This is a genomic window from Pseudomonas sp. WC2, assembly GCF_050586545.1.
Taxonomy (GTDB): domain Bacteria; phylum Pseudomonadota; class Gammaproteobacteria; order Pseudomonadales; family Pseudomonadaceae; genus Aquipseudomonas.
On record NZ_JBOBDR010000002.1, the window covers coordinates 345,245 to 369,868 of the forward strand.

Below are 24,624 nucleotides of genomic sequence, written 5' to 3' on the forward strand. Positions count from 1 at the left end.
GGCTATGTTACCGCTTTTCCTCCATAGCGCTTTCCCGGGCAATTGGACTGCCATACAACGTGTCTATCAGGTTTAACCAGTCGAATGGCTCAAGGTTTGGGTAATCAATATCGGCATCCAGCATGGCATCGACAAGCCCTAGCTGAGCGCTGACGATGGCTTGGCTCATGTTAGGAACAACGTCTACATCGCGAGCGGTTTTCGCCACTTCCTTCATTTCCTCTGAACGACGCCGACCGTGCTCTGCCACGCGGCTGATCAAGTAGTGGGGGAGTGCACCATCCCAACCCATCTGCGGAAAACTCTGGTGCAATGATGCCAGCACCTCGTCTTCAGCATGGTATTGGCGAGCGGTGCTCAAGCATTCGGTGGTTAGCGCTTCCAGGCCCTTGATCATGATGCTCCGACACATCTTAATCGCCGACGCTACGCCAATCACCTCAGCCACTACCCGCACGTTCATTCCGAGCCCGCGTAATCGTTCGGCAACCAGGTTAGCGTGTTGGCCACCTAACAGAATCGGTGTTTTCAAGCGTTGTGGTGGAACCGGCGCCATGACTGCCGCATCGATGTAATCAACGCCATACTGTTGCATCGCTGTAGCTGCCGCACGCTTAGTAGAGGGGGCGACGGAGTTGATATCGATGAACAGTTGACCACGCCTCATCAGTGGCGCCGCGTTCAGTGCGACCTCGAGTGCGTTATCCGCTGTGACGGCTGAAATGATCCACTCGCCAAGCTCTATCGCTTGAGCCGCACTCTTGCATAGCTGAACGCCACACCGAAGAGCGCGCTCCTGCAGTGCTGCTCGTTTGGTGGGGTCTTCAAGGAGTCGATCATAGGCGAAGATCTTCACGTCCAGCGCGGCAAGATCCTGGCCCAGAATGGCACCTGCTTCGCCGAATCCGATCAGTGAAAAGGTAGTGCTCATTACGATTTCACCGTGTTCTGCCAGACATCGCCAGGAATGAGCACGTTGCCTTCGAACAATAACCGTGTCGTGCGTACCAGCCCGCAACCGGCTAACTCACCGTCACTTAACCGCAACTCGACCGTAAACTCTCCGGTTGGATGCTCGACAGACAGTCGTATTCGGTCACCCGTGTCCACTTGGGCCAAACCGCTCGCTACTGTTCCTTTAACCTGGCAGGCAGAAGCGACACTGACAGCGCCGAACACCCCAATCGATGTGTGACAGCGGTGAGGAATGAAGGTACGACTGCAAATTGCGCCTCCATCGCGGGGGGCTGCTATCAAAGACATTTTCGGTACCGTGCGCTCGCGGACATCCCCAAGATTCATCGAGGGGCCAGCCTGCAGCCGGATCGATTCCAACAACGCTTTGAGGTCGATGTTGGCGTCCAGTTGCGCAGGGGTTTCATCGCCCGTACACCCCACATCAGTGGCCCTGATCAGCACTACAGGCATACCATTGTCGATACACGTCACTTCAACGCCATCGAAGCGGTCAATGGCATTTCCGGTAGGCAAGAGCGCTCCGCAACTGGAGCCGGCAATGTCTTCGAACTCGACAATCACTGGAGCGCTGGTGCCCGGCACGCCATCAATGCGGGTATCACCTGCGTACTCGACCATGCGACCTGGTGTGTAGACGTTAGCTACGGCAATCTGTCCAGTATTCATCATGAAAATCCGCACGGTCGTCAGCGATTCGTCTGCGCTGATCAGCTCACGCTCAATTGAAAAGGGGCCGACACCTGCGAGGATGTTTCCGCAATTTTGGCCGTAATCCACTTGAGCATGTTCGACAGAAACCTGAGCAAACAAATAGTCGACATCAGCGTCTGGGCGATTTGAGCGACTGATAATGGCGACTTTGCTGGTCAGCGAGTTCGCACCACCGATGCCATCTATCTGGCGCGCATCGGGTGATCCCATAACGGCCAGTAATACTTGATCACGCAGCTTGCCTTCGGGCGGCAGGTCGTCGGCCAGAAAGTAAGCGCCCTTGGATGTTCCTCCACGCATCATAAGACACGGAATTCGGGTCTGGCGCATGAAAGTCATCCTTGCACGTCAGTGAGGCTGTCGTAATAAGTGAGGCCCCGGTCGATAAGCTTTTGACGCATCTCGTAGATATCCAGGCCCAGCTCGCCAGCAGCCAGGCGAACGCGTTTCTCCTCTTCGATGCGAGCGCGTTTTCGGCTTGTGTCAAACACGCCGGGTAGTTCTTCGCGGCGAACAATGACCACGCCGTCATCGTCAGCGACTACGACATCCCCGGGCTCGACCAACTGGCCAGCGCAGATGATGGGCACGTTGACTGAACCCAGGGTTTCCTTGACGGTGCCTTGGGCATGAACCGCCCGCGACCATACCTTGAAGCCCATGTCCCGCAGCGTTCGGGTATCGCGTACCCCAGCGTCAATAATCAGGGCGCGTACCCCTCGGGCCATCAACGAGGTGGCGAGTAAGTCGCCGAAGTAGCCATCGGTGCAGGGCGACGATGTCGCGACCACGAGGATGTCGTCCGGTTGGCATTGTTCGACTGCCACGTGAAACATCCAGTTGTCGCCCGGCGCGACCAGCACGGTCACCGCCGTTCCGCTGATGCTCTGGTTTTGCTGAATGGGACGAATGGCAGAATCCAGCAGACCTTTACGCCCTTGGGCTTCATGCACGGTAGCCACGCCAAAGCGATCCAGTTCGTCGATCAACGCCGCATCTGCACGCGGGATGTTGCGCACGACAATGCCGGTTTTTCCGATCAGTGTGCTCATGCCAGGTTCTCCGTCACCCGTGGGAAGATGCTTTGATAGCCCTCGGCGTAAACGATGTTGCGGGTGGAGGCGATACCCACATTGCGCTTTGCCTGAACGCCGCGTTGCAGTGCGACGCGTGTGTAGTATTCCCAAAGATGTTCCTGGCCTGCCATGCACTGAATTGCGGCGTATTTCTTGTCCCAGACCTCGGTGATATCCAACAGTACATCCGGGCGCCATTCGCATTGCTCAGGCTGATGGGGTTCGAAGCTGTAAACGGGAGGGGCACCCACAATTTTTTCGCCAGGCTTGTAGCCCTCAGCTTGGGCGATGATGCGCGCTTCCTGGGTCAGGTTCATCGCTAACGGGTGATCGTAGTTGTACGGGTCTTTAATCGAGTGGCTGAGGACGAACTCCGGCTGTACTCGACGAAACACATCGGCCAGGCGGAACAGCGTCTCTTTGTCGGCACGCATCGGGTAATCACCGATGTCGAAGAATTCCACGCTCGCGCCAAGAATCTCCGCTGCGGCTTCAGCCTCGCTGCGACGCGCGGTTTTGACCTTGTCTTCGGACATCTCGCCTTTGCGCCAGAGCTTGGCCGACTCACCTCTTTCTCCGTAGGAAAGGCACACGATGTGAACGGCGTGACCTTGTTGGGCGTGCAGGGCGATGGCACCACCTGCGCGCCAGACGAAATCGGCAGAGTGGGCGCTGACGACCAGTGCAGTTTTTGTTGTATTGATCATGGGAGGGCTCTTCTTGCGGCTGTTTGATAGAGCCCACATTCGCATTTGAGGTGAGTGATGAATAATGCGTTCGGCGGTAAGAGGTATGCGTTTTACTTATCGGGATGGGTTCTGCATGCTGTACGGTCAGTTCCTGAAAAGCCGACAGGTGAATATGCACAGTCCTGAATTGCCCAATCTGATGCAGGTTCGAGCATTCCTTCGTGTCGCTGAACACGGCAGTGTATCCAAGGCCTCGGCCGTACTTTTTCGGGCTCAGCCCGTTGTGACTCGCGCCATCCTGTCCTTGGAGAAACGCCTCGGCGTGGCGTTGTTTGAGCGCAACGTCAGTGGTATGCGTCTGACCGATTATGGAGAGCGCGCAATACCCCGGGCTCGGCGGGCCATGGCTGAGTTGCTCGCCGTACCGCCTTTATTCGGGCACTCGTTGGGTCAGGCCGCCGAACCGCTGTACTTATTACAGACCCGGCGCCTGGAAGCGTTTGCCAAGCTCTGCGAAACCCACCATATGCAAACGACCGCCAGCATCCTGGGGGTCTCCCAGCCAGCGATCAGCGCCGCTATCAAAATACTTGAGCAGGGTAGCGGCTGCAGCCTGTTTGAACGCACCCCCCACGGCTTGCTGCCGACTCGTCTATGCCTGGCAATGTTGGTGCGGGTACGCCGAGCCCTGAATGAGCTGCGCCACATCGATGCGGACATCGCTGCGCAGGGTGGTTCCCTTCAAGGCGTCGTGCATGTAGGGGCCCTGCCTCTTGGGCGCACGGGGATATTGCCTGAAGCCATAGTGCGCCTGACCCTGGAACACCCTTATGTTCGAATCGTCACCAACGAAAGCCCGTTTGATTTGTTGGCCGGCGAATTGCGTGCAGGCGACGTGGATTTTGTGCTGGGCGCTCTTCGCCCGTTGGCCTACGCCAGTGACCTGTCTAGCGAGGAATTGCTGCAGGAAGAAATGGTGATCCTTGTACGCCACGACCACCCTTGGTTGAAAAGGGCACCAGTCTATGAAGACTTGAGTGCCGCCCGCTGGATCTTGCCTCGCGCGGGCTCTCCAGCGCGGCAATTGCTAGACGTGTTTTTTGGCCATATTGGTATCGCCGCCCCCAGCCCCGTGATTGAAACGGGCGACCTGGCAATTTTGCGCGGAGTGCTGCTGCGTTCAGACATGCTTGCCGCTGTTTCAGCACACCAGTTGGAATACGAAATGCTAAGCGGTGATCTTGTTCAGCTACCGCTCTCCTTGAGTCATACAACGCGACCAATTGGTTTTATCTCAAGGACGGGAGCGCTCCAGTCGCCAGCGGCGACTGCGTTGATGAACAAGATCCGGGAGGTAGTGAGGGAGGCAACGGCGAAAAATACGTAGCAGACCTGACTCAATTTAGAGCGGTGAATTAGGACGCCATTGGTTTCAATACGGTGGTAGAGCTTTCAAGCACTGGATTTTTCTATCTAGAGTTGTTCGGATTTCCATCTCGCTACGATCTGTTGACTGCCGTCTAGGGGGGAGGTGCAAATGTTCGCATCCTTTCGATGCAGTAGAACCAAAAGCCGTATCACAAAACTTTGAAAGAATACGAGTCAGCTCAGTGACCATTGAATCCTGGCTGAGGAAGTGAATTTGGTTTGAGTACAAAGGGGCCCTTGAAAGGATCATTTTTTGTGGTGCTCCACCTATCTGATGACGCTTTAACCGTGTCCAGTGACAGGTGATAGCGCTGAATAGTCTCACCGGTAAATTAATTCTTCTCTCCAAATGCTCTGACTTGAAAGACTCACGAAAGCACTCCGGTTTATCTTCAGCGCTGCGTCTCTGCTATCGTGTTAAACACCTCTAATCGCTCATTCGGGCGATTTCCGTAAGCACGCTTTACGGCACCGTCATAACGGTCAGGTTCGCGAGTTAACGGAAAATTAATCAATGGATACCCCTCCTTCACACAGTCCGCCCAGCCATCCCCAAACTCGAGCTGAGAAGCTTGTCGAGTTTCGCCGGCAGCAAACCGTGCTCAAGGCTGGCGCGCTTCAAGACGCGATCTTCAACAGCGCCTACTTTTCCAGTATTGCGACCGATGAAAAAGGTGTCATTCAGATCTTCAATGTCGGCGCCGAGCGCATGCTCGGATACCTTTCCGAAGATGTGATCAACAAAATCACCCCGGCAGACATTTCCGATCCTGCTGAGTTGATTACCCGAGCAGCAGCACTAAGCCAAGAGCTCAAAACGCCAATCACACCTGGTTTTGAGGCCCTTGTATTCAAGGCTTCTCGGGGTATTGAGGACATTTACGAGTTGACCTACATCCGTAAGGATGGAAGCCGGCTGTCGGCGATGGTGTCGGTCACCTCTTTGCGTGATAGCAGCGAAACCATCATTGGTTATCTGCTGATCGGGACTGATAACACCGCAAGGAAGCAGGAGGAAGCCGCCCAGGCTTTGCTGGATCAGCGCTTGAGAGATCAGCAGTTTTATACGCGCTCGTTGATCGAGTCGAACATCGACGCCCTGATGATGACTGATCCGCAAGGCATCATTTCTGACGTGAATAAACAAATGATGGCGCTCACGGGCCGTACCAGGGACGAATTGATTGGTGCTCCGTGCAAAAACTTTTTCACAGATCCTGCTAGTGCAGAAGCCGCAATCAAGCGCGTTTTGAGTGAAAACAAAGTCAGCGACTACGAGCTGACCGTTCGCGCTTACAACGGCACTGAAACCGTTGTTTCTTATAACGCTGCAACATTTCATGATCGTGATCGCAAGCTGCAGGGCGTGTTTGCTGCTGCGCGGGATGTTACCGAGCGCAAACGCTTCGAGCGTACCCTGGAAGAGAAAAATATCGAGCTGGAACGCGCCAGCCATATGAAGTCCGAGTTCCTGGCCACCATGTCGCATGAACTGCGCACGCCGCTAAACGCCGTCATCGGTTTCTCCGAAGCGCTTAAGGATGGAATGGTCGGAGACATGACCGAGACTCAGCGCGAGTACATCAACGATATTTTCAACAGCGGCCAACATTTGCTTTCTTTGATCAATGACATCCTCGACTTGTCCAAAGTGGAAGCCGGGATGATGGAGCTGGAGCTGGAGCCCGTCGAACTTCAAAGCGTGCTCAGCAACAGTTTGTTGATCGTGCGCGAGAAAGCCGCACTGCAAAGCATTCAGCTGACACTCGAGACTGACGGTGATCTCGGCAGTATTGAACTTGATCTGCGTAAGACCAAGCAGATCGTCTACAACTTGTTGGCCAACGCGGTGAAGTTTAGTTCGCCAGGTGGGGTTGTCACTTTGGCGGTGCGACAGGTTTCGCGTGAGGAAGTAGGGGTGCTGGGAGGGGACTGGCCGGTGCATGCTTTCCAGATTCCAGAAAGCGATTTTGAGTTGTTTTTGGAGTTGAGTGTCAGTGACACCGGCATCGGTATCGCTGAGAGCAATATGGACAAATTGTTCAGGGCTTTCAGTCAAATCGACAGCAGTCTGGCACGTAGATTTGAAGGCACCGGTTTAGGGTTGGCAATGGTTAAGCAGCTGACTGAACTCCACGGCGGAAGTGTTGCGGTGGCCAGCCTTGAAGGGGCGGGCGCTCGATTTGTGGCCTGGTTACCTATCCGAAGTTCGACCCATGTGGAGGCGCCGTGGCCGAGATCCTGATCGTCGAAGACAACGCCGCGAATATGCGCTTGGCCAGGTTACTTCTGACCAGTGCCGGCCATAGCGTCATATGCGCGGCTGATGCCGAAACCGGTCTGAAGCTTGCTCGCGAACTTCAGCCGGCCCTGATTCTCATGGACATCCAATTACCGGGAATGGACGGTCTCAAGGCCACCTCATTGCTAAAGAGTGATGAGCTGACTGCCGCCATTCCGGTGATTGCGCTCACCGCTATGGCCATGAAGGAGGATGAAGAAAAAACACGTCTGGCAGGGTGTAACGCCTACATCATCAAACCTCTGCGCTACAAGGAGCTCTACCGGGTCATCGACACGTTGCTGCAAAACAATCTGCCTCAACAGCCCTCTATGTGAGCTCCCTTCATGTCTATAACCGCTGCAACGTTGTTAATCGTCGATGACGAACCCCTAGTCCGCAAGCTACTAAAAATGCTGTTGGAAGATCAGGGGTACCTTACGCTGACGGCGTCTTCGGGTGAGGAGGCGCTTGCTATTGTTGAGCAGCAACCGCCTGACTTAATCCTGCTAGACATCATGATGCCCGGCATGGACGGCTATGAAGTAGCACGTAAATTGAAGTCCGATAAGAGCATGGCCAACATCCCGATCATCATGTTGTCTGCACTGGGTGAGCACAGTGCTCGAATTTTGGGTTTGGAGGCTGGCGCCGAGGACTTCCTCAACAAGCCAGTAGAAAGTGCAGAGCTGTGGTTGAGAGTTCGAAATCTGCTAAGGCTCAAGGCATTTGGAGATTATCTGAAAAGCCACAACCTGATGCTGGAAGAACAACTGCAACAACGCACCATAGACCTTGAGCGATTTCGCTCGGCTATGGATGCGTCTGGGGATGCCATATTTCTGATCAATCGCAGTAGCATGCGGCTGATTGAATTTAACCGACACGCTTGCCAGGTGATGGGTTATTCCGTCGAAGAGCTTTTGCGCAAAACACCTGCCGACCTTAGCGATAACACTATCGAGCAGTTGGAGATCATGTATGACCAGATCATAGCTGGTCGAAGCCCAATCGAGCCGATAGAAACGCGCATTCGCTGCAAAGATGGCAGCTACATCCCGGTAGAAATGCACCGTGAAGCTTATAAAACTGGCGACGATTGGATCATCGTTGGCATTGCGCGAGACATCTCCCGACGCAAGGAGACCGATCAGCGTCTGCTAAAAATGGCGCATTACGACAGTCTGACTGGGTTGCCCAATCGCAATCTCTTCTTTACGACTTTGCAAATGGGGCTGACCCAAGCATTGCTCAGTAACTGGCAATTGGCCGTAGTGACCGTTGACCTGGACGACTTCAACAACGTTAACGAGACGTGGGGGCATCTGGTGGGCGATCAGATGCTGACTGAGCTAGGTCAGCGACTGACTAACTGTCTGAACGTGAGTGACACCGTAGGGCGCATGGACGGTGACGAATTTGCGTTGATATTGATGATTCGTGAGGGGCAAGCGGATCCTCTGCAAACAGTAGAGCGGGTGCGTGAAAAGTTACGTGAGCCTTTTCACCTTGCCGGGCAGTTGACAGCGATGACCGCAAGTATCGGTATCGCTCTATACCCGAATGACGGAGACGATGCTCACGGATTGATCAAGCACGCGAATACTGCAATGCATCGCGCCAAAAAGATCGGCAGAGACACATACCGTTTCTACACGGCACAAATGAACGTGGAGGCATCCGCGCGTCAAGCAATGGAGGCTGCTTTACGTGATGCAGTCGAGCAACACGCATTCGAACTCTATTACCAACCCAAGATTGATTTGGCCGACGGTACTGTTTGCGGACTGGAGGCCTTGTTACGTTGGCCACGCCCAGGGCTGCCCAATGTCTCGCCAGCAGTATTCGTTCCTATCCTGGAAAACCTGGGGCTGATTACCCAAGTCGGCAAATGGGTCATCACGTCAGTCTGCAAGCAAATCGCCGATTGGCAAACCGCAGGGGAGAAGCCATTCCGAGTGGCGGTCAACGTTTCGGGCCAGCAGATAATCGAAGGAGATCTGATCGCCAGCATCCAGCAGGTGCTGGTTGACCATCAGATCGATCCGCATTGGCTAGAGATCGAGCTAACGGAAAGCTCTCTGATGGAAAACACTTCGCACACCATCGCAAGTTTGAAAACGTTGCAACAAATGGGCATCAAGGTTTCCATAGATGACTTTGGCACCGGGTATTCAAGCCTTGCGTATCTGCGACGATTTCCCATCGACAAACTCAAGATAGACATCGCGTTCATACGCGAAGTGACGAGCAACCCCCAAGACGCCGCCATTGCCAAGACGATCATTGAATTAGCGCACAGTCTCGACCTACAAGTGATAGCAGAAGGCGTCGAGACCGTTGAACAGCTTGCATTTCTTACGGCAAATGGCTGTGATCAGGTGCAAGGTTACCTGTTCAGCAGGCCACTGCCGATCAGTGAGTTGGATGAACTTCTGCGTGAACGAATCTGTTTTACTTGAGCTTTGAAAGCATTTGGGGAGTTTGATCGGCGTTGATATGGCGTTGATTCCTGGCGGCCCTTTTTCACATGAAAGGTGCCGCCAAATCCCGAAGCCAGGAAGGTTATGCGGGGTTGATCCCTGAGTCGATTCGACCTAACGCTTTCAGGTATAAGGACACGGTTGTCCCCTTGTCAGGTGCTGTATTTACCCTAACTGTGCCCCCAGCGTTTTCTGCAAACTCACGCACTTGAGATAGGCCCAAGCCGGTGCCTTTTCCTCTTTCCTTTGTCGTGAAAAACGGCTCAAAAATTTTAGCCGCAAGATCGGTGGGTATGCCCGTTCCACTGTCACTTACGCTGAGCACTACGTAATTGCCTCCAGTCAGTGAAACGTCATCCTCTACATAAACAAGACGTGTTGAAATGCGAACAGTACCTGCTGTCGCAAGCGCGTCTCTTGCATTCGTTAGAAGGTTTAGCACCGCTGCATTCAGCTGGTCTTCCTCACACATCACGATTGTGTTTGGAGCCGACAAGTCGAAAGCCAACTCGACACTTTCGGTCGCTGTGCGAAGCAATACATCACGCATTCCTTCAAGCCGAGCATTGACGTCTATGCAGACGACATTCGGGCCGTCCAGCCGAACGCTGCGCAGCAGGTGACTGACTAGCTGGCGTCCTTGGTCTACAGCCTGCAAACCGGTATCGCTGAACTGTTCAACATCGCCCGGTCGCCTGGCTCGCAAGCGAATCATTTGCAAACTTGCGCTCAACGCCTGAAGGATATTGTTGAAGTCGTGAGCGATACTCGCAGTGACCATCCCCAGTGAGGAAATGCGCCTCGCATGATGCAATGATTCTTCTGTCAGTTTGTTCAGCGCCTTCGCCTGGGAGAGTTCCTTCTCCAGAATTTCTGCTCGGTGCTCACGTTGATGTTTGAGCAGGCGTAATTGCAATAACGAAGCGGTCTGCCTAGCCAACGCCAACAACGCCGTTCGCTGCTGTTCTGTCAATGTTCTCGGCTTTGTGTCGATCACGCAAACTGTGCCAAGTGCATGCCCCGAATCGTCAATGATCGGAGCTCCCGCATAAAAGCGAATATAGGGCGGGCCAAGCACCAGCGCGCTGTTTTGAAATCGCGAGTCCAGTTTGGCGTCTTCCACAATCAACACGTCAGCGGGAGCCAGGATCGCATGGGCGCAAAAAGCCAAATCGCGATGGGTTTCCTTCACATCCAGTCCGACGCAAGCCTTGAACCACTGACGCTCTCTATCGACCAGCGAAACAAGCGCGACAGGCACCTCACACCAAGTGCTTGCCAGCATCACAATGTCGTCGAAATCTGGCTCCGGAGCGGAGTCCAGTATCCGTAGATGCTCCAGTGAAAGGGCTCTTTCATCCTCGTTTGGTGGAAAGGGTGCAGGACTGTGAGGCATCTGAGTACGCATCGTTATGGGGTGTTTGGCGATGATGCTATTTTGATTGCTGATACAGCAAGGGATTGTTCCACCGCAGCCAAAAGCATTCTATGAGTGAGGGATCTCTACTTCGTTTCTTCAGGTCACGGCGCGCCAAAAAACATTTTGACGTCAACTTTTCTTTAAAGAATAGATTTCATGCCTTCATCTGATGGTGCAATTGCATTATCTGTAATAGTGCATTTTGGCTAGAGGCGAACGTATATCCAATTGCCATACTCAGACTGGATAAGGCACATCGCCTTGCTCCCATAACTAAACAGTGGTTTGAGCGCGTAAAAGCCTCCGGTGAGCCAGCACTCAACGCTGCGGATAAAGAGGCTTTGGTCAACATTGTTTCTGCCCGTACCGGCAAGAGTAAAGAGGAGGCCACTCAGATCGTTGACAACTACGCTCAGGCCTATCAGCAAGCGATGCAGAAATTTGAAGAGTTGAAACAACAAGCTGAGCAAAAGGCGCGTGAAGCTGGCGAGATTGCTGCCAAGCAAATTTCGCGCGCGGCATGGAGCACATTGGCGATGCTTCTGTTGGGGGCGGCTCTGAGCTACTTTGTTGGTCGCATGGCTCTGGCCAACCGTCGTATCCCTACAGCTTGATGGAAAAGAAGGGGAGGGCGACAAGGATGTCGCTTTGGCTTCTTTTCTCGTGAGGCGCAGCTTCTCGCTAAACAGGCGCCTCTAATCGAAGCGCTCAACCTGTCATGCTCATACGAGTCACTTCACTCAGCCGGGACAAGATGGATTCCAAAAGCGCACTCCAGCTTTCCGCGAGTCAGGCGCTTTTTGCAGTGGATGGAAAGTAAGCTGTGACATGAATTCACGTATTGAGTGGCGCGTATGAAACTTAGAATAAAGAGTCAGTTCCGCGACTGAGTTCCAGCCGCGTGCTTACAGATTGCTCACGGACGGGAAGCCACCTCATCCAGATGCCGCAGCAGTGCCAGAGGATCCTCGTAAACCCGCAGTGCACCTGCGCGTTCAAGCTCTCCGGTGTCGTAACCACCAGAAAGCAGGCCGATACCGGTGGCCTTGCAGCGGCGTGCGGCAAGCATGTCCCAGATGGCGTCGCCGATCACCAGGCAATCTTCGATGGGTACCTTGAGTTTGCTTGCAGCGGCGAGGAAAAGGTCGGGGTCGGGCTTGCCGTACTTGACGTCATCACGGGTGATGAGATTGACCTGCGCGATATCCAAGCCCAATGCCTTCAGGTTTATCGCCGCAGTGTCGATGCCACCGCTGGTCGCAATACACCATTTGAGCTGATCGCGGTTCAGAGTATCGAGAAGCTCGACAGCGCCAGGGAGAGCGGTTATCTGGCCTTGCAGATCCTTGTAGGCTTCAGCATGTTTATCGCTGAGTCGTTCAGCCTGGTCTGGTTTGATTTCCAGGCCGGTCTCCCGGGCTAGCATCTTGAGCATCAGCCCGCCGCTCATACCGATCTTTCTGTGAATTCGCCACATGGCCAATGGTATGTCTTCTGAGTCGAGCGCGGTTTTCCACGCAAAGACATTCTGGTAGACGCTATCAGTCAACGTGCCATCCAGATCAAATATGAATGAGGTTTGCTGGCGCATACGTGACACCTCCATTAAGCAAGTTTCAGGTAGTAGATGTCGCATATTGGAAATATGGGTCGCATCGAATATCGTGATTCGAAGCGCTCAATTTTTCGAAAGCACAGGCTCTGAGTCGTTCAGTCTTTCGCAAATCTCGAAACGCAGGGGAGGGGCAATCAGCAGGATCCGCGCTAGCCCTCGGACACCCCTTGGGCAATCCTCAAGTGAGTTGGTCAGGGGATGGCTAACTTGGATGGGGAGCAGGCAGAGCTGGACAGTTGAGTCCATATTCGGCGCGAAAAAAAGACCCGCGATGGGGGGCGGGCCGGGAATCACCAAAGGAGCTGTCACAACCGTACACCTGCACATGTGAAATTATCGTGATGGGTGTTTCAGCGCTTTTTCAGAAGCGAGGTTAGTCAAGGATGCGGGAGTGGCCTTCGGTAGCGAGCTCGGCAGCGGGTATTCCAGTTTGGGGAGCGCTGCTCAATCATGGTGTGTCCTGAGTCCAGCAGCGTTATCTGAAGTTCCTGCAAACAACCTTATATTGCAGTCATCAGGGATCGTTCCAGATGCTGTATGCTCGTTTTCCTCCCTATCTCCATCAGCACACTCAGCCGATGCATTTGATTCCTTTGAATTTGATCGCACTGATGGTGCATGCCCCAATGCTGGAGCCCAAATGATTGTGCAACGTGTCACTGATCCATGCGATTCGCCGGAACGTCTTGCCGCGCTGCATGGCTATGAGATCCTCGACACCCCGCGCGAGTCCGATTTCGACGAACTGGTAAGTTTGGCTGCTTCCATCTGTGATGCGCCTATCTCAGTGATGAACCTGATCGATAGTCATCGGCAGTGGTTCAAGGCGGAAGTAGGATTGGGGATAAGTGAAACGCCACTGGACGTTTCCATCTGCCGTCATGTCCTTCTCCAACCGGGCGTCACCGTCATATCGGATCTGCGCGATGATCCGAGGATGAGCGCCAATCCTCTCGTGACAGCGGATGAAGGTCTGCGCTTCTACGCTGGCTGCTTGTTGGAAACACCGGAGGGCTATGGTCTAGGGACTCTGTGCATCCTCGACCGCCAGCCAAGACAGTTAAGCACGCAACAAAAGGTCGCCCTCGCAACGCTGGCGAAACAGGTCATGGCTCAGATGGAACTGAGACGGTCGCTAAAGCAGAAAAGCCGACTTCTTGAACAGAAGGATATGCTTCTCAAGGAGATCAACCATCGAACGAAGAACCACCTGCAACTGATCATTGGCTTGATTCAGTTACAGATACGCCAGTTGACAGATCCGCAGGCGCGGGCAGCACTCGTCGATACCAGCAGAAGAATCACCAGCATCGCGGCAGTGCATGAAAAGCTGTATCAGGCTGATCAAGTGGAGACGGTTAACGCGGGAATTTACTTGTCTGAGTTGATAGACGGCCTCCGTGGCTCAGCATCCCTCCATACGAGTTTCGCAATCGATATGGAGGACGTAATCCTGCCGCTGGATAAAGCGATACCTTTGGCCCTGGTCCTGAATGAGCTGGTCACCAACGCCCTTAAGTACGCTTATGCAGACAAGGCACCCGGCGAGGTGTTTGTTGAGTTAAAGGCGTCCACTGACCAGATACTGTTGAGAGTGACTGACAGAGGCAGAGGACTTCCGGAAGGGTTCGATCTCAAAAAGCATTCGTCGGTGGGCATGAAGATTATCAAGTCGCTGACACGCCAGCTTCGTGGCGAAATTTCCATGCTAAACCAGCATCCCGGGCTGCAATGCTCTTTAGAGTTTCCACGTTGAAAACAGGGTACGTTGCACAGCTTTTGCTAAGGGTGATCATCGCTGGCCATTGAATTCAGTCCAGATAAGCCAGGTCATCCCCCCGTACAGTTCAGCGAATTGAATCGCTAGGTCGATGCGACTCTGGTCAATCGGGCTTCTGGATGAGGTTTTCGATCACCCAATTGCGCGCAGCAAGGAGAAATCATGACAACGCACAAGCTAATAGCGAAGGGCTTGCAGTTGAATGTTTCGGTCTGCGGGCAAGGCTCTCCGCTGCTCCTGCTCAATGGTTTGGGTGGGTTGATGCGTACCTTCGATCCGCTGCGCGATGAACTCGACGACTTCACGACCATCACGCTGGACGTGCCAGGCGTCGGCAAGTCGCAAATGCCCCGTTGGCCCATTCGCCTGCCAAGCCATGCCGACGTGATTGCCGAGATGCTCCAGCAATTGGGAATCGAGCAGGTGGATGTGTTCGGGGTGAGCTGGGGAGGTGCGTTGGCTCAAGAATTCGCTCTTCGTTACCCAAGCAGGGTACGCAGGCTGATTCTCGCGGCGACCTCTCCCGGCCCAGTGCTGTTGATGAAGCCTGCTGACGTTATGGAGTTTTTCCGCAAGCGTAAAAACGTCAAAATGCGCAGGCAAGATAGCTCGCGCACTTCAATTCACACGCTGCTGCGGTTCGGTGTGATGAAAGGCATGCTCTCGGTTAATCCGCGAACCTACTATTTCCAGCTCGCAGCCTTGATCGGCTGGACAAGCCTGCTTCGGTTGTCGCGGCTGCCTCAACGCACGCTGGTGCTTACCGGCGACCGCGATCCGTTGGTACAGGCATACAACGCCCATATCCTGCGCCGCACAATTCGACGATCAGAACTTCGCCTTCTGAAGGGCGAGGGGCACTTCTTTGTGGTGACCAGCGCTAGACGAACTGCCGTCTTGATCCGCGAATTTCTCAGCCGGCACTATGACGACGAAGAGACGGCGCCGAGGGTCGCAGACCAAAACGCCAAGGCTTTCCGTTTGGAATGATCTAGGGGATCAAGCGCATCTCGCGCAGTTTGTCGAACACGTCGAAAAATGCCTGATCGCTTGCTTGATACGCAGTGAAGCCCATTGCACGGCTTTTCGACATATCCGTGACAACTTCGATGGGGCGACCGAGATCTGCATCGGTGTGCCATGGGGACACCAGGCGACCAATATCGGATTCTTTCAAACCGTGTTCCGCAACCATTTGCGTCCATACGGCTTGGTCGTCAGCCATCTGCTTCTCAAGCGGTGAAAGCGAAGCGGGATAATCGGCAGCAGGCAAGTCGAAGTAGTCGGCAATTCGGCTCCACATCCATTTCCAGCGAAATACATCACCATTCGTGACGTTGAAGGCCTGATTGGCCGCAGCCGGCGTGGTGGCCGCCCACAGTTGTTGTTGCGCCAACTGCCGGGCGTCGGTCATATCGGTGAGGCTGTCCCACTGCACTCTCGATCCCGGGAACACAAAAGGCCGATTGGTTTGTTTGCAAATCGAGGCATAGACGGCGAGGGTGGCTGCCATGTTCATCGCGTTGCCTACGGCAACCCCGGTAACGGTATGCGGGCGATGAACGCTCCAGGTGAAGCCGTCTTTTTCAGCCGCGGCGAAGAGTTCGTCTTCTTGGGCGTAATAGAAATTCTCGACATCCAGCCGACCCTGCTCTTCGCGGAACGGTGTTTGCGGAAGGCTTCCTTTACCATAGGCTTCGAATGGGCCGAGGTAGTGTTTCAGGCCTGTCACCAGTGCTACGTGCTTAACGCTTTTGGCTGGACGAATGGCGGCGAGCACATTGCGAACCATGGCGGCATTAACGCGAATGTTCTCCGCCTCCGTAGCTTGCCGTGACCATGTAGTGATGAACACATGAGTGGGTTTCAAATCTGCCAGCGCCTGCTCCAGCGAGGCAGGATCCTGAAGGTCCGCCGCAACAGGTATCACGCCTTGCACCTGCGACGGGTGCCTCGAAAGCGCGGCGACCCGCCACTGGTTGTCGATGAGTAACTGCGTGATGGCGCTGCCGACGATGCCGCTGGCGCCCACGACCAAAGCTGTCTGGGTCATACGTTTCTCCTGAGTTCAGGTTTGGGAGTCCACGTAAGCCACAGAGGTTCAACCCAAAGCGGATCCCCATCAGCCTGGCGAGCTGCGCTCAGCTTCAGAGTGTTGACTGGCCGGCATCTTGCTTTATGGTTGGCGCCAAACAAGAAGCGAGTCGGACACTGTGAAATTCCATCAAATCAGAGCCTTGGTCGCGATCAACCAGTGCGGCAGCATCAATGAAGCCTCGCAGATGCTGCATGTCACCCAGCCTGCGTTGAGCCGTTCTATCAAAGATCTGGAGCGCGAGTTGGGCCTGACCCTGCTGCAGCGTTCCTACAAAGGCATGTCGTTGACTGATGAAGGCCGGCGGATCATTCGTCATGCGCACATGGCAGTCGAGAGCATGCGGCGACTGCAGATCGAGGCCGATAATATCCACGACATGGCCGTGGGTGAGGTGGCTGTCGGCGTCACTTCACTGACCGCCATGCTGCCGGGTTTTGAGAAGTGCATCAGTGACTACCAAGCGAAAAATCCTCGCGTGCGGATCAAACTGATCGAGCTGCGCCCCAGTCACATCGTCCAGCGTTTGCGCGACGGGAGTTTAGACTTTGCCCTCACGTCTCAGCAGAACACGCAACGCCTGAATCTCGATTGGGAGGCCCTGCACCGGATCAAAGGCACGGTTGTCTGCAGTCCGAACAACCCGATGCGCCATTCGCCATCGTTGCGGCAATTGCAGTACGCCAACTGGATCAGCCTCGATGAGGTGGACGATCGATCCTCACAGTTCTATCAAATGTTCGAGGTCAACGATATTCATCCGCCGCAGAAGGTCATCGAGTGCGCCTCGCTGTTCCTGGCCTTGCGCCTGGTCGAGAATGCCGACGCGTTCATGACCCTGAGCAATCTGGCGTTGGGTAGCGCACTTCCGCCGGGGCGGGTACCGGAACTGGTTCTCGTCGAAGTCGAAGAAGTTATCCCCGAATACCCGATTTATCTGGTGTGCGTTGACCGCCATTCGCTGACGTCGCCGGCGAGGGATTTGTTCTACGGTCTCAAATCCAAGCTAGCCGCTGAGTCATAGCTATGCCTAATGGTTAATTTGCTAGTGGATGCACACTAAGTTAATTGCCGAATTCGCTTAGGCAACCCTCAGAAAAGGCGATTAACCCCGATTCAGTGGTCGTATTGGCTCTGATCCATGGCAGCCATTGGTGCGTCAACTAGCCTGATGCCCTCGCAAAGCACTGTTGTAGGGCGCTTTCAAAGGTCGTGGAGCAAGCAAGTTAACCATTGGTTAATTGCCTGCAAAAAGCGCAAGTGATTCGTCTTCGGAGTTCCCCGATAGTTGGCCTCGCATAACGCCAATAAGAAATCGGAGCGTGCCATGACGACCCTGCATTCGGACACTTCTCTGGCCAACGGAACGATGCGTTCCAATCCGGCCACCACCCACTCCAGAAAAGCCACCGTAGCGTGCGCTCTGGGCAATGCCCTGGAAATGTACGACTTCACGATCTACAGCTTTTTTGCGGTGATCATCGCCAAGAACTTTTTCCCCGCCCAGTCGCCGATAGCTTCTTTGCTGATGTCGCTGACCGCGTTCGGAGTGGGCTTTCTGATGCGTCCGGTCGGGGCGATGGTGATTGGCCGTTTCGCCGATAGCAAGGGTCGCAAGGCCGCACTCACGCTGACCATTGCGCTGATGACATTGGGCACAGCGCTGATCGCATTTGCCCCCACTTACCAGCAAGCCGGGGTCTTGGGCACCGTTCTGTTGGTGATCGGCCGGCTGACTCAAGGCTTTTCTGCCGGGGGCGAAATCGGTACTGCCTCGGTGTTGATGATGGAGTCGTCGACGACGAGCCATCGTTGCAGCAATGTCAGTTGGCAGGCGGCGAGTCAGGGCTACGCGGCTTTGGTGGGGGCGGGTATTGGTCTGCTCTTGAGCAGTGTCATGGCCACGCCAGACCTCGAAGATTGGGGCTGGCGTATTCCTTTCGTCATCGGCCTGCTGATTGGCCCGGTCGGCTGGTACATCCGCCGCTGCCTGCCAGAAACTCTTGAGCAGACCACGCTCAGCGCCGCCCCTTCAACCGCGCGCAAACCCGGCTGGCGCGAGGTCATTGATCTGCGCAACACCGTGCTCGCCACCGGCCTGATGGCGAGCGCCACCATCGGCATGTACCTGTTCATTTTCTACATGCCGGCGTATCTGGTGAGTGCGCTGCATTATCCGCAGCGCAGCGCCTTGGCGATTGCCTGCGTTTCAGCCGCGTGCCTGGCAGTCATCACGCCGATTGCCGGACGCTACGCCGATCGCCACGGCCTGCGCAAAAAACTGCTGGTTTGGACCATTACCTTGCCCGTCATCGCGGCCTGGCCCGCACTTTGGCTGTTGTCGCATACCACGGACTTGTACATCGCCATGTTGATCGTCGCACTGCTGGTACTGCCAGGCTGCGTGGGCTCGGGGGCGTTTTTCGCGATGATCATGGAAGCCTTTGCCAAGCCACACCGAGCGCTCGGCACCTCGGTGAGTTACAGCTTTGGCGTCACGTTGTTCGGCGGCTTCTCACCGTTGATCGCGACATGGCTGACCTCGGCGCTCGACACGCCCACAGCCCCAGCGTTCTACATGCTGGTCGGCGGTGTGATCAGCCTGTGCTGCCTGAAACTGTTCCCGGAAAACATTGGACGAGACTGACCCATGCGCAATCAACAAAACCTATCAACGTTGAGCGACACCGAACTGCAAAGCTTCACCGCTTTGCGCCGACAAATCCATGCAGCGCCTGAACTGGGCGGCGATACCCCGAACACCGCTGAACTGGTCGCCGCCAAACTCACGCAGTGGGGCTATCAGGTGCATCGCGGTATCGGCGGACATGGCCTGGTCGGCGTCCTGAAAAAAGGCGAGGGCGCACGCCGTATCGGTTTGCGCGCCGACATGGACGCGCTGCCCATGCAGGAAAAAAATACCTTTGCACATGCCAGTCAGATTGCCGATCGCATGCATGCCTGCGGGCATGACGGGCATACCGCGATCCTGCTCGCGGCGGCTTATCGTCTGGCCACCCACGGCGAATTCAACGGCACCGTGAACCTGATTTTCCAACCGGACGAGGAGGGCTTGTGTGGCGCCAAGGCGATGATCGACAATGGCCTGTTCCAGCGTTTTCCCTGTGATGCGATTTTCGCGTTGCACAACATGCCGGGTTACCCCTTGGGCACGGCCGTGGTTCAGGCAGGGCCGACCATGGCGTCCTCGCAACGTGTGTCGCTGCACATCAGCGGGCAAGGTGGACACGGCGCCATGCCGGAGAAATCAGTTGATCCATTGCCAGTCGTAGCGAGCCTGATCAATGCGATCCAGACCATCAAGTCGCGCAACCTCGGCCCGGAGGAGTACGCGGTCATCAGCATCGGCATGCTGCAGGCCGGGAGTGTCTACAACATCATTCCTGATGAGGCGCGCATGCTGATCAGTGTGCGTACCGACACCCCGCAGACTCAGCAAAAGATCAATCAGCGGCTCGAACAGATCGTCCGCGGTCACGAGCAATCATTCGGCGTCAGCATTGATCTGGAAATTACCCCGCTGGCCCCCGCGCTAATCAACGACGACACCGAAACACAACGAGTGCGCGAAAGCCTTGCGCCACTTTTTGAACCCGGCCACCTGCAAAGCCGCGGACCGAAGGTCATGGCCACCGAGGACTTCGCCTGGATGCTCACCGAAGTGCCGGGGTGCTATTTCTTGCTGGGCAATGGAGAGGGCGAGTTTCACGGCTGCTCCGTGCACAACCCGCACTACGACTTCAATGATGAGCTGATCCGACTGGGCGCCGAATGCTGGGTAAAACTGGTGGAGGATTTTCTCGCCTGACCACCCAGCTCAACTGAAAGCGGCAGAATTGATCCGCACACGCCGTTGCGTGCACGGATCAGCGATTGATAGAAGCGATGATGCTGAGACAGCGTTGGACAATCGGACTGATGTCGCCAGCCCGGCGGCTCAAAATGATCGGCGAAACTGCTTCGGAATCCTGAATGGGCGCGTAGGTGAGGTCCGCACGATGTTGTTGCTGAACAGACGCGGGTACCAGCGTGATGCCCAATCCGGCCGCCACCAGACCCAAGGCTGTTTGCAGTTCATTGGCCCATTGGGAAACCCGCACGCCCATCCCGTGATTCGCAAACAACGCCAGAACATGATCGGCGTAGCTGGGTCTCGGGTTGGCCGGGTACAGCACGAAGGATTCGTGCGACAGGCGCTCCAGCGTGATGGTTTCACCCTGCAAACGGTGCCCGGTTGGCAGTACCGCGACCAGCGGATCTTCATAAAGCACTTGCTGATGGACGGCACCGTCGTCGAAATGAATACGACCAAAACCGATGTCGATACGGCCGCTTTTCAGTGCCTCGATTTGCTGAAGCGTGGTCATTTCCTGCAGGCCCAGCTCAAGGTCTGAATCGCGGCGTAATTCTCGAATGAGTTCAGGCAGCAGCGCATAGAGGGTAGACGGCGCGAAACCTATACCCAGCCATTGCCGCTGCCCTTCACCGATGCGTCGGGTGTTCTCGCACAGCTGTTCAAGCTGCTTGAGCAGCATACCGCTGTGCTCATGAAAGTAGCGGCCCGCTTCGGTCAATTGCACCGGACGCGTGCGCTCCAGCAGCGCGGTACCTAAATGCTCTTCGAGTTGCTGAATCTGCCGGCTCAGCGGTGGCTGGGCGATATTCAGACGCTCGGCGGCACGGGTGAAATTGAGCGTTTCAGCCACCGCTTGAAAGTAGCGGATATGTCTGAGTTCCACGATACCTCCGAGGTATGAAGAGAGACAAAATGAATATTGGACGCAGTGGATGCGTTGCGCGGATTCTAAGTTACATCAAACAAGATTCCGTGGGTATCGATGCGTAGGCATCAAAACCCACATCTGAACCTGCGCACAATGGAACCAGAAATGAACGTAACCCGGATCGAGCGCCTTGAGACGATCATCGTTGACTTGCCCACCATTCGCCCGCACAAGTTGGCCATGCACACCATGCAGGGGCAAACCCTGGTCATCCTCCGCCTGCTTTGCAGTGATGGTATCGAGGGCATTGGCGAAGCGACGACGATCGGTGGACTGGCCTACGGCAATGAAAGTCCGGAGAGCATCAAGACCAACCTCGACAGCTATTTCGCGCCGTTGCTGATTGGCCAGGATGCCGAGAACATCAATGCCGCGATGCAACGTCTGGACAAGGCCATTAAAGGCAACACGTTTGCCCGGTCGGCCGTGGAAACGGCATTGCTGGACGCCCAAGGCAAGCGTTTAGGTCTCCCTGTAAGCGAACTCCTGGGCGGGCGCGTTCGCGATGCACTCGAAGTGGCGTGGACGCTGGCCAGTGGTGACACCGCCAAAGACGTTCAGGAAGCCGAGCAGATGCTCGAGCTGCGTCGTCACCGCATTTTCAAACTGAAGATTGGCGCCAACGCGCTGGAGAGAGATCTTGCTCACGTGGTCGCGATCAAGAAAGCCCTTGGTGACCGCGCCAGTGTCAGGGTCGACGTGAACCAATACTGGAGCGAATCTCAGGCGATCAAAGGATGTCAGGTACTGGGAGAGAACGGGATCGACCTGATCGAGCAGCCTATTTCCCGGATCAATCGCGGCGGACAGATTCGCCTCAACCAGCGCAGTCCGGCGCCAATCATGGCCGACGAATCCATTGAATGTGTCGAGGATGCATTCAGCCTCGCCGCCGATGGCGCGGCGAGTATTTTCGCCCTCAAGATCGCCAAGAACGGTGGCCCTCGCGCTGTCCTGCGCACCGCCCATATCGCCCAGGCGGCTGGCATTGCACTGTATGGCGGGACGATGCTCGAAGGCGCCGTCGGCACGCTGGCATCGGCCCATGCCTTCATCACGCTTGAGCAATTGCAATGGCAAACCGAACTGTTCGGGCCGCTGCTGCTGACCGAAGAAATCGTCACCGAAGCACCGGTCTACCGCGACTTTCACTTGCATGTTCCGACCACACCAGGCCTGGGGCTGACGCTCGATGAGGATCGCCTGGCCCGCTTCCGTCGCCGCTAAACCTTGTTATCAGGAGATAAGAAAGATGCTCTTCCACGTAAAAATGACGGTGAAGCTTCCCGTCGACATGGACCCACAGAAAGCCGCGCGTTTGAAAGCCGATGAAAAGGAACTGGCGCAGCGTTTACAGAGTGAAGGCAAATGGCGGCACCTCTGGCGTATCGCTGGTCACTACGCCAACTTCAGCTTGTTTGACGTCGAAAGCGTTGAGGCTTTGCATGACACGCTCATGCAATTGCCGCTGTTCCCGTACATGGATATCGAAGTGACCGGGCTCTGCCGGCATCCTTCATCGATCCACGCAGACGATCGTTAAGCGTTGCTCTTTGCGACTTTGAACATAATAAAAAGATGGGAACATAATCATGACAGTCAGAATTTCCAGCTCTGATGAGATCCAGGCATTTTTCAAACAAGCTGCTGGTTTGGACAATGATCAAGGCAACGTGCGGGTCAAACAGATCCTGCTGCGTGTATTGCAAGACAGTGCGCGTTTGATCGAAGACCTGCAGATTACCGATGACGAATTCTGGAGCGCAATCGACTACCTGAATCGACTGGGCGGTCGCGGTGAAGCCGCTCTGCTCATGGCCGGACTTGGCCTCGAGCATTTCCTCGACCTGCTCAACGATGCCCGCGATTTACAGGCTGGCCACACCGGCGGCACGCCTCGCACCATCGAAGGCCCGCTGTATGTCGCCGGCGCTCCGCTGTGTGAAGGCGAAGCACGCATGGACGATGGCAGCGAGGAGGGCGTCGCGACAACGCTGTTCATCGAAGGCCAGGTCGTCGACCTGCAAGGCCAGCCTGTCGCCGGCGCTATCGTCGACTTGTGGCAGGCCAATACCAAGGGCAACTACTCCTACTTCGATAAATCCCAATCGGCGTACAACCTGCGTCGGCGCATCGTTACGGATGCCGACGGCCGCTACCGTGCGCGCAGTATCGTCCCGTCCGGGTATGGCTGCGATCCTCAAGGACCGACTCAGGAGTGCCTGAATCTGCTTGGCCGCCACGGTCAGCGTCCTGCGCACATTCACTATTTCATTTCAGCACCCGGTTATCGCCACCTGACCACTCAAATCAATCTTTCAGGCGAAAAGTACCTGTGGGACGACTTCGCCTACGCCACGCGAGAAGGCTTAATCGGTGAAGTGCGCTTCATTGATGACGCTCAATCGAGTGCCAAGCGTGGTGTAGAAGGGCGTTTCGCCGAGCTGTCTTTCGACTTCCAACTGCAACCGGCAGAGGCCGTAACGCAAGAGCAGCGAAGCTTGCGCCCGCGCGTGCTTCAGGACTGACGCAAGAGAAAGGTGGCGACTCCACGCAAGTCGCCCCGCCGCTAGAATCCGTCGCCGGACGAACGCAATGTTCGTCCGGCGCTGGCGAATCTGTCACTTGATCAGCGGCACACCACTGAGGGATTGCAGATCCTCAAAGCTGATATCAGCCAGAATTTCCCTGACTTTTAAGCCCTCAGGGGTCACGTCGAGGATGGCCAGGTCGGTATAAATCCGCGTCACGCAGCCAATACCGGTCAGCGGGTAGGTGCATTGCGGCACCAACTTGCTTTCGCCTGTCTTGGTCAGGTGATCCATCATCACGAACACTTGGCGTGCGCCGGTGGCGAGGTCCATGGCGCCGCCCACTGCCGGAATCGAACCCTCAGCACCGGTGTGCCAGTTGGCAAGATCACCGTTGACCGAAACCTGAAAAGCACCCAGTACGGCAATATCGATGTGTCCACCACGCATCATTGAAAAGGAGTCGGCGTGATGAAAGTAGGCACCACCGGCCAGCAGCGTCACATGTTGTTTGCCGGCATTGATCAGATCATCGTCTTCCTCACCCGGCGCGGGGCTCGGACCCATGCCCAACACACCGTTTTCACTGTGCAGGAACACTTCCTTGTCACCCAGATAATTGGCCACCAGCGTCGGCACGCCGATGCCGAGGTTCACGTAGGAGCCTTCAAGAATATCGTCGGCCACACGCTGGGCCATTTCGCTACGCGAAAGTTTGTTCAAAGCAGTCAT

The 24,624-nt window shown here is 55.4% G+C and carries 21 protein-coding genes and 1 pseudogene; 13 read left to right on the forward strand and 9 right to left on the reverse strand.

What is annotated here, in order from left to right; genetic code table 11:
- Window positions 1–7: 7 nt before the first annotated feature.
- The 4 genes from ACQ4OE_RS03565 to galB are packed head-to-tail and all read right to left on the reverse strand — an operon-like array spanning window position 8 to window position 3,472.
- Window positions 8–931, reverse strand: a complete 924-nt coding sequence (locus ACQ4OE_RS03565; protein ID WP_122722113.1) for an NAD(P)-dependent oxidoreductase — start codon at window positions 929–931, stop codon at window positions 8–10.
- Window positions 931–2,019, reverse strand: a complete 1,089-nt coding sequence (locus tag ACQ4OE_RS03570) for a 4-oxalomesaconate tautomerase (RefSeq protein ID WP_430945707.1) — start codon at window positions 2,017–2,019, stop codon at window positions 931–933. Before ACQ4OE_RS03570 ends, ACQ4OE_RS03565 begins: the two co-directional genes overlap by 1 nt.
- 5 nt (window positions 2,020–2,024) lie before the next feature.
- The gene (locus tag ACQ4OE_RS03575) at window positions 2,025–2,741 is read right to left on the reverse strand and encodes a 4-carboxy-4-hydroxy-2-oxoadipate aldolase/oxaloacetate decarboxylase (protein WP_122722115.1); all 717 of its coding nucleotides are present in this window, start codon (window positions 2,739–2,741) and stop codon (window positions 2,025–2,027) included.
- Window positions 2,738–3,472, reverse strand: a complete 735-nt coding sequence (gene galB / locus ACQ4OE_RS03580; protein ID WP_322149307.1) for a 4-oxalmesaconate hydratase — start codon at window positions 3,470–3,472, stop codon at window positions 2,738–2,740. The genes ACQ4OE_RS03575 and galB overlap by 4 nt, the downstream gene beginning before the upstream one ends.
- Before the next feature lie 154 nt (window positions 3,473–3,626).
- Between galB and ACQ4OE_RS03585 the strand changes: the two genes are divergently transcribed.
- The 4 genes from ACQ4OE_RS03585 to ACQ4OE_RS03600 all read left to right on the forward strand — a co-directional run bounded on the left by ACQ4OE_RS03585 (window position 3,627) and on the right by ACQ4OE_RS03600 (window position 9,625).
- Window positions 3,627–4,841 carry a LysR family transcriptional regulator gene (locus ACQ4OE_RS03585; RefSeq protein ID WP_430945766.1) on the forward strand — a complete coding sequence of 405 codons (1,215 nt, stop codon included), beginning with the start codon at window positions 3,627–3,629 and terminating at the stop codon, window positions 4,839–4,841.
- 555 nt (window positions 4,842–5,396) lie between these two features.
- Window positions 5,397–7,127 (forward strand): PAS domain-containing sensor histidine kinase, encoded by a 1,731-nt coding sequence (locus ACQ4OE_RS03590; RefSeq protein WP_430945708.1) that lies wholly within the window; start codon window positions 5,397–5,399, stop codon window positions 7,125–7,127.
- Entirely contained in the window at window positions 7,112–7,501 is a 390-nt protein-coding gene (locus tag ACQ4OE_RS03595) for a response regulator (RefSeq protein ID WP_122722118.1), read from the forward strand. Before ACQ4OE_RS03590 ends, ACQ4OE_RS03595 begins: the two co-directional genes overlap by 16 nt.
- 9 nt (window positions 7,502–7,510) lie before the next feature.
- Window positions 7,511–9,625, forward strand: a complete 2,115-nt coding sequence (locus tag ACQ4OE_RS03600; RefSeq protein ID WP_430945709.1) for a GGDEF/EAL domain-containing response regulator — start codon at window positions 7,511–7,513, stop codon at window positions 9,623–9,625.
- 103 nt (window positions 9,626–9,728) lie between these two features.
- Here the strand turns inward: ACQ4OE_RS03600 and ACQ4OE_RS03605 are convergent, their stop codons facing one another.
- The gene (locus ACQ4OE_RS03605; RefSeq protein WP_122595990.1) at window positions 9,729–11,042 is read right to left on the reverse strand and encodes a sensor histidine kinase; all 1,314 of its coding nucleotides are present in this window, start codon (window positions 11,040–11,042) and stop codon (window positions 9,729–9,731) included.
- Window positions 11,043–11,341: 299 nt separating this feature from the next.
- Between ACQ4OE_RS03605 and ACQ4OE_RS03610 the strand changes: the two are divergent.
- Window positions 11,342–11,680, forward strand: a pseudogene (locus ACQ4OE_RS03610) (hypothetical protein); the annotation flags it as partial.
- A gap of 302 nt (window positions 11,681–11,982) precedes the next feature.
- Here the strand turns inward: ACQ4OE_RS03610 and ACQ4OE_RS03615 are convergent.
- On the reverse strand, window positions 11,983–12,657 hold the full coding sequence (locus tag ACQ4OE_RS03615; protein WP_430945710.1) for an HAD family hydrolase: 675 nt from the start codon (window positions 12,655–12,657) through the stop codon (window positions 11,983–11,985).
- A gap of 664 nt (window positions 12,658–13,321) precedes the next feature.
- Here ACQ4OE_RS03615 and ACQ4OE_RS03620 point away from each other — a divergent pair.
- Entirely contained in the window at window positions 13,322–14,437 is a 1,116-nt protein-coding gene (locus ACQ4OE_RS03620; protein ID WP_430945711.1) for a sensor histidine kinase, read from the forward strand.
- A 186-nt stretch (window positions 14,438–14,623) separates the two neighbouring features.
- The gene (locus ACQ4OE_RS03625; protein ID WP_430945712.1) at window positions 14,624–15,451 is read left to right on the forward strand and encodes an alpha/beta fold hydrolase; all 828 of its coding nucleotides are present in this window, start codon (window positions 14,624–14,626) and stop codon (window positions 15,449–15,451) included.
- A 1-nt stretch (window position 15,452) separates the two neighbouring features.
- Here ACQ4OE_RS03625 and ACQ4OE_RS03630 read toward each other — a convergent pair whose 3' ends face one another.
- On the reverse strand, window positions 15,453–16,514 hold the full coding sequence (locus ACQ4OE_RS03630; RefSeq protein WP_430945713.1) for an SDR family oxidoreductase: 1,062 nt from the start codon (window positions 16,512–16,514) through the stop codon (window positions 15,453–15,455).
- 160 nt (window positions 16,515–16,674) lie between these two features.
- Here ACQ4OE_RS03630 and ACQ4OE_RS03635 point away from each other — a divergent pair, with 160 nt between their 5' ends.
- The 3 genes from ACQ4OE_RS03635 (at window position 16,675) to ACQ4OE_RS03645 (ending at window position 20,385) form a co-directional block, all read left to right on the forward strand.
- A complete protein-coding gene (locus tag ACQ4OE_RS03635) occupies window positions 16,675–17,580 on the forward strand; it encodes a LysR family transcriptional regulator (RefSeq protein ID WP_430945714.1) in 906 nt (301 codons plus the stop codon).
- Window positions 17,581–17,883: 303 nt separating this feature from the next.
- A complete protein-coding gene (locus ACQ4OE_RS03640) occupies window positions 17,884–19,203 on the forward strand; it encodes an MFS transporter (RefSeq protein ID WP_430945715.1) in 1,320 nt (439 codons plus the stop codon).
- Between the two features lie 3 nt (window positions 19,204–19,206).
- Complete coding sequence (locus ACQ4OE_RS03645) at window positions 19,207–20,385, forward strand: M20 aminoacylase family protein (protein WP_430945716.1); 1,179 nt, start codon at window positions 19,207–19,209, stop codon at window positions 20,383–20,385.
- A 58-nt stretch (window positions 20,386–20,443) separates the two neighbouring features.
- On the opposite strand, the gene ACQ4OE_RS03650 is transcribed toward ACQ4OE_RS03645, so the two are convergent.
- Window positions 20,444–21,316 (reverse strand): LysR family transcriptional regulator, encoded by an 873-nt coding sequence (locus ACQ4OE_RS03650; protein WP_430945717.1) that lies wholly within the window; start codon window positions 21,314–21,316, stop codon window positions 20,444–20,446.
- A gap of 150 nt (window positions 21,317–21,466) precedes the next feature.
- On the opposite strand from ACQ4OE_RS03650, the gene ACQ4OE_RS03655 reads away from it, so the two are divergent.
- From ACQ4OE_RS03655 to catA, 3 genes are read left to right on the forward strand one after another with little or no spacing between them, the layout of a single operon-like run.
- Window positions 21,467–22,588 (forward strand): muconate cycloisomerase family protein, encoded by a 1,122-nt coding sequence (locus ACQ4OE_RS03655; RefSeq protein WP_430945718.1) that lies wholly within the window; start codon window positions 21,467–21,469, stop codon window positions 22,586–22,588.
- 25 nt (window positions 22,589–22,613) lie between these two features.
- A complete protein-coding gene (gene catC / locus ACQ4OE_RS03660) occupies window positions 22,614–22,904 on the forward strand; it encodes a muconolactone Delta-isomerase (RefSeq protein WP_430945719.1) in 291 nt (96 codons plus the stop codon).
- Window positions 22,905–22,953: 49 nt separating this feature from the next.
- Complete coding sequence (catA, locus tag ACQ4OE_RS03665) at window positions 22,954–23,889, forward strand: catechol 1,2-dioxygenase (RefSeq protein WP_430945720.1); 936 nt, start codon at window positions 22,954–22,956, stop codon at window positions 23,887–23,889.
- Window positions 23,890–23,982: 93 nt separating this feature from the next.
- Here the strand turns inward: catA and ACQ4OE_RS03670 are convergent, their stop codons facing one another.
- Window positions 23,983–24,624 (reverse strand): 3-oxoacid CoA-transferase subunit B, encoded by a 642-nt coding sequence (locus ACQ4OE_RS03670; protein WP_430945721.1) that lies wholly within the window; start codon window positions 24,622–24,624, stop codon window positions 23,983–23,985.